The sequence below is a fragment of the Pseudomonas juntendi genome, assembly GCF_009932375.1.
Classification (GTDB): domain Bacteria; phylum Pseudomonadota; class Gammaproteobacteria; order Pseudomonadales; family Pseudomonadaceae; genus Aquipseudomonas; species Aquipseudomonas juntendi.
The window spans coordinates 1-5,192 of the sequence record NZ_BLJG01000172.1 but is presented as its reverse complement, the minus strand read 5'-3'; the positions used below and the strand labels follow the sequence as shown (position 1 = coordinate 5,192).

The window sequence follows — 5,192 nt, the reverse complement described above, 5'->3', positions numbered from 1 at the left end:
GGCACGGACGCCCAGCATGCATAGCCCGCACACAATGACCCTCGACCTTGAACGCGTGCTCGCCGCGCTGGTCGCCGACCAGCACCTGCACGCCAACGACGCCGAGCACGTGCTCGACAACGCCGCCGCCCACCCCGCTTGCCATCCGCTCGAACAGATCGCCGCCTGCAGCCTGGAACACCGCCAACAGCCTGGCCAGCAGCTGGACCTTGAGCACCTTTGCCAATGGCTGGCCCGCAAGGTCGGCCAGCCTTACCTGCGCATCGACCCCATGCAGCTCGACCTGCCCCAGGTCAGCGGCCTGATCGCGCCGGCCTTCGCCCAGCGCCACGGCATCCTCATCGTCGCAGCCGACGCCCTCGGCGTTACCGTCGCCAGTGCCGAGCCCTACCAGAACGACTGGCAGGCCGACCTGGCCCGCAGCCTGGGCCGGCCGATTCGCCGGGTGCTGGCCAGCCCGTTGCAAATCCGCCAGGCAGGGCAGTCGTTCCAGCACCTCGCCCAGTCGGTAAAAGGCGCGCAATACCAGCAGGCCGCCGGCCTGGGCGAACTCGAGCAACTGCTGGAGCTGGGCAAGCGCCAGGCCGAAGCCAGCGCCGACGACGCGCACATCGTGCACATCGTCGACTGGTTGCTGCAGTACGCTATCGAACAACGTGCCAGCGACATTCACCTGGAACCCCGCCGCGATCAGGGCCAGTTGCGCTACCGCATCGACGGCCTGCTGCATAACGTGTACGCCTTTCCTGCCGGCGTGACCTTGGCACTGGTCAGCCGCCTCAAGCACCTGGGGCGCATGGATGTGGCGCAAAAGCGCCGGCCGCAGGACGGCCGCCTGCACAGCCGCCTGCCCGGCGGCGGTGAGGTCGAGCTACGGCTGTCGACCCTGCCAACCGCCTACGGCGAAAAGCTGGTGCTGCGCCTGTTCGACCCGCAGCAACTGCACGAGGGCTTCGACCGCCTCGGCCTGCAAGGCCAGCAACTGGCCCAGTGGCAGCGCCTGCTGGGCAAGCGCCAGGGCATCATCCTGGTGACCGGCCCCACCGGCTCCGGCAAGACCAGCACGCTGTATACCAGCCTCAAGCTATTGGCCACGCCACAGGTCAACCTGTGCACCATCGAAGACCCCATCGAGCGCCTGGAGCCGGCGTTCAACCAGTTGCAGGTGCAGCCCGCCCTGGACCTTGGTTTTGCCGCCGGGGTACGCGCCCTGCTGCGTCAGGACCCGGACATCATCATGATCGGCGAAATTCGCGACCGCGAAACGGCCCTGGTGGCGGTACAGGCCGCCCTGACCGGGCATTTGGTGCTGTCTACCCTGCACACCAACGATGCCTGCGCGGCCATCACCCGCCTGCAGGAACTGGGCGTGGCCGACTACCTGATCAAGGCGACGCTGGTCGGCGTCATGGCCCAGCGCCTGGTGCGCACCCTGTGCCCGGACTGCCAGGTGAATACCTGCGCCCACTGCCGTACCTGCCGAGGCACCGGCTTTCATGGCCGCACCGGTTTGTTTGAACTGCTCGAGCCTAGCGACAAGCTGCGCGCACTGATTGGCCGGGATGCCGACCTGACCGTTTTGCGGCAACAGGCCCAGGCCGATGGCCTGGTGGACCTTCGTCGTTGTGGTGAGGCCAAGGTGACCAGTGGGCAGACCTGCATGCATGAGGTGCTGCGCGTCTGCGGCTGACGAAAAGCCCCGGCATTCAGGAACTTGCCCCATTGGAAAAGATCCAACGGCGCATCTTCAACCCCCACCCTTCGAGGTGTTTCAACATGCGTCTCAAAACTGCCGTTGCCGCCGCTGCCCTGCTCTCGCTGCCTATGGGCTCGGCCATGGCTGATACCTTTTGGCGTAACGTGATTTCTTCCGGGGCAACGACTGGTTCGACCTACCTGACGTCGCGGGACCACAAGCTTGTCCTCGCCGCGCAGGACGACGCCAGCAGCTTCGTTGCCAGCGAAGGTGCGATTCGTGGGCCGTTCCTGGAAGCCGCCATGCACCAGGCACGGGCCGAGAACCCGGGGCTGCAGGCCTCGGACATGGAGCTGGCCAATGCCATCCTGGCCAAGAATGCGGTAGCCGAGTAAAACCCCGGGGCGCGCGCTGCGCGCCCAATCGGTCACCCCTGCGCTATCAGCGATAAGCCTCCACCGGCACACAGGCACAGAACAGGTTGCGGTCCCCATACACGTTGTCGACCCGGTTAACCGCCGGCCAGTACTTGTATTGGCGCACATGCGCAACCGGTGCCACCGCCTGCTCCAGGCTGTAGGGCCTGTCCCATATACCCAGGACATCGGCCAAGGTATGCGGCGCATGCCTGAGCGGGCTGTTCTCTGCCGGCCACTTGCCATCCTGAACGTCCGCGATCTCCGCGCGAATTGCCAGCATCGCTTCGATAAAGCGGTCCAACTCGGCCTTGGACTCACTTTCGGTCGGTTCCACCATCAGCGTACCCGGCACCGGGAACGACATGGTCGGTGCATGGAAGCCGTAGTCCATCAGGCGCTTCGCCACGTCCTCCTCGCTGATGCCCGTCAGCGCCTTCAACGGCCGCAGATCGAGTATGCACTCATGGGCCACGCGCTGGTTACGCCCGCGGTAGAGCACCGGGAAGGCCCCAGCCAGCTGGCTGGCCAGGTAGTTGGCAGAGAGGATCGCCACCTCGCTGGCGTCAGCCAGTTGCGGGCCCATCATGGCAATGTACATCCAGCTGATCGGCAGAATGCTGGCGCTGCCCCAGGGCGCAGCGCTGACCGCACTGTTGTTTGGATCCAGACCGGGGACAGGTACCACCGGGTGGCTGGCGACGAAGGGTTGCAGATGAGCGCGAACACCGATCGGCCCCATGCCCGGACCACCGCCGCCGTGGGGGATGCAGAAGGTCTTGTGCAGGTTCATGTGCGACACATCGGCACCGATGTCGGCAGGGCGCGCCAACCCCACCTGGGCATTGAGGTTGGCGCCGTCCATGTACACCTGGCCGCCGTGCTGGTGCACCACGTCACAGATTTCGCGAATGCCCTCTTCGTACACGCCGTGGGTTGAGGGGTAGGTGATCATCAGGCACGACAGGCGCTCACCGGCTGCACCGGCCTTGGCCTTGAGGTCTGCCAGGTCGACGTTGCCGCCCTGATCGCAATCGACTATCACCACCTCCATGCCGGCCATCTGTGCCGACGCCGGGTTGGTGCCGTGGGCCGACGACGGGATCAGGCACAAGGTACGCTGCGGTTGCTGGCAGCTGCGGTGGTAGCGGGTAATCGCCATCAGGCCAGCGTACTCACCCTGGGCCCCGGAGTTGGGCTGCATGCAGATGGCATCGAAGCCGGTAATGGTGCACAGCCAGCTTTCCAGCTCGTCGATCATCGCCTTGTACCCGACGGCCTGCCCCACCGGGGCGAACGGGTGCAGCTGAGCGAAAGCAGGCCAAGTGATCGGGATCATCTCGCTGGTAGCATTGAGCTTCATGGTGCAGGAGCCCAGCGGAATCATCGACTGGTTCAGCGCCAGGTCCTTGTTCTCCAGCTGCTTGAGGTAGCGCAGCATCTCGGTTTCGCTGTGGTGCAGGTTGAACACCGGGTGGGCAAGGAACGGCGAATGCCGCACCAGGCTGGGCGGAATGCCTTCGGCCAGGGCCGACTGGTCAAGCGCGGCGATGTCCAGCCCGTGGTCAACCCCCACGAAAATGTCCAACAGGCGCAGCACTGTCTGCTCGTTGCAGGTTTCATCCAGGCTCACGCCCAGGTGGCCGCGGCCCAGTATGCGCAGGTTGACCTGTGCGGCTTCAGCGCTCTCGATGATGGCTGCCTGTGCGCCACCCACGTCGAGGGTAAGGGTGTCGAAGAAGTGCTGGTTGAGGCGCTTGATGCCTTTGGCCGCAAGGCCGGCCGCCAGAATGACCGTTAGCCGGTGCACGCGTTGGGCAATGCGCTGAAGGCCTTGCGGGCCGTGGTAGACCGCGTAGAAGCCGGCGATGTTGGCCAGCAGCACCTGCGCCGTGCAGATGTTGGAGTTGGCCTTTTCACGGCGGATATGCTGCTCGCGGGTTTGCAGGGCCATGCGCAGCGCGGTGTTGCCACGGGCATCACGCGACACGCCGATGATGCGCCCGGGCATGGCCCGCTTGTAGTCGTCGCGGCAGGCGAAATACGCCGCATGTGGCCCGCCGTAACCCATCGGTACACCAAAGCGCTGGCTGGAACCCAACACCACATCGGCGCCCAGCTCGCCGGGCGGCGTGAGCAGTACGAGGCTGAGCAGGTCGGCTGCCACGCAGGCCAGGGCGTGCTGGCCATGCAAGTGCTCGATCAGCGGGCGCAGGTCGCGCACCTCGCCGTGGGTATCGGGGTACTGCAGCAAGGCGCCGAATACCGCATGCGTGTTCAGCTTATCCACAGAATCGATGATCAGTTCGAAGCCGAAGCCTTCGGCGCGGGTCTTGAGCACTGACAGGGTCTGCGGGTGGCAGTGCTCATCGGCGAAGAATGCGTTGCTCTTGCTGCGCGCCACGCGCTTGGCCAGGGCCATGGCCTCGGCGGCGGCAGTCGCCTCGTCCAGCAGCGAGGCGTTGGCCAGGGCCAGCCCGGTCAGGTCGATGACCATCTGCTGGTAGTTCAGCAGCGCCTCCAGCCGGCCCTGGGCTATTTCGGGCTGGTAAGGCGTGTAGGCGGTGTACCAGCCGGGGTTTTCCAGCACGTTGCGCAGGATGACCGTGGGGGTGATGGTGCCGTGGTAGCCCATGCCGATCAGGCTGGTCCATACCTGGTTTTGCGCAGCGTAACCCGCGAGTTTGGCCAAGGCCGCCTGCTCGTCGAGTGCCGGAGGCAGGTCGAGGGGGCGCTTGAGGCGTATGCCTGGCGGAACGGTTTGCTCGATCAGCTCGGCGCGGCTCGCCACGCCCAGTGCGTTGAGCATGGCCTGCTGCTCGGCGGCATCCGGGCCCAGGTGGCGACGCAGGAACGGGTTGAGCTCTTGCAGTTGATGCAGGGACGGCGACTGGGACATGACCACGCTCTCTTCCTGGAACAGCTCTCATGGAGACTACAAGTCTAGGAAGGGATTGCCGGTTGTGCGGGGAAACTTGTTTGGTCAGTACCGGCCCTATCGCCGGCAAGCCGGCTCCCACAGGGATCGCATCAGGGCTGACAGGTGTTTGTCAGAAGACATGCAGCGCCTGTGAGAGCGA

General features: G+C 65.3%; 3 protein-coding genes. 2 read left to right on the top strand and 1 reads right to left on the bottom strand.

Annotated features, from left to right (window positions below; all coding sequences use genetic code 11):
• The first annotated feature begins 16 nt into the window (after positions 1–16).
• Entirely contained in the window at positions 17–1,690 is a 1,674-nt protein-coding gene (locus GYA94_RS20255; RefSeq protein WP_161892963.1) for a GspE/PulE family protein, read from the top strand.
• Positions 1,691–1,776: 86 nt separating this feature from the next.
• Entirely contained in the window at positions 1,777–2,091 is a 315-nt protein-coding gene (locus tag GYA94_RS20250) for a DUF2388 domain-containing protein (RefSeq protein ID WP_009684128.1), read from the top strand.
• Between the two features lie 46 nt (positions 2,092–2,137).
• Here the strand turns inward: GYA94_RS20250 and gcvP are convergent, their stop codons facing one another.
• Entirely contained in the window at positions 2,138–5,011 is a 2,874-nt protein-coding gene (gene gcvP / locus GYA94_RS20245; protein WP_161892962.1) for an aminomethyl-transferring glycine dehydrogenase, read from the bottom strand.
• Positions 5,012–5,192: the final 181 nt, after the last annotated feature.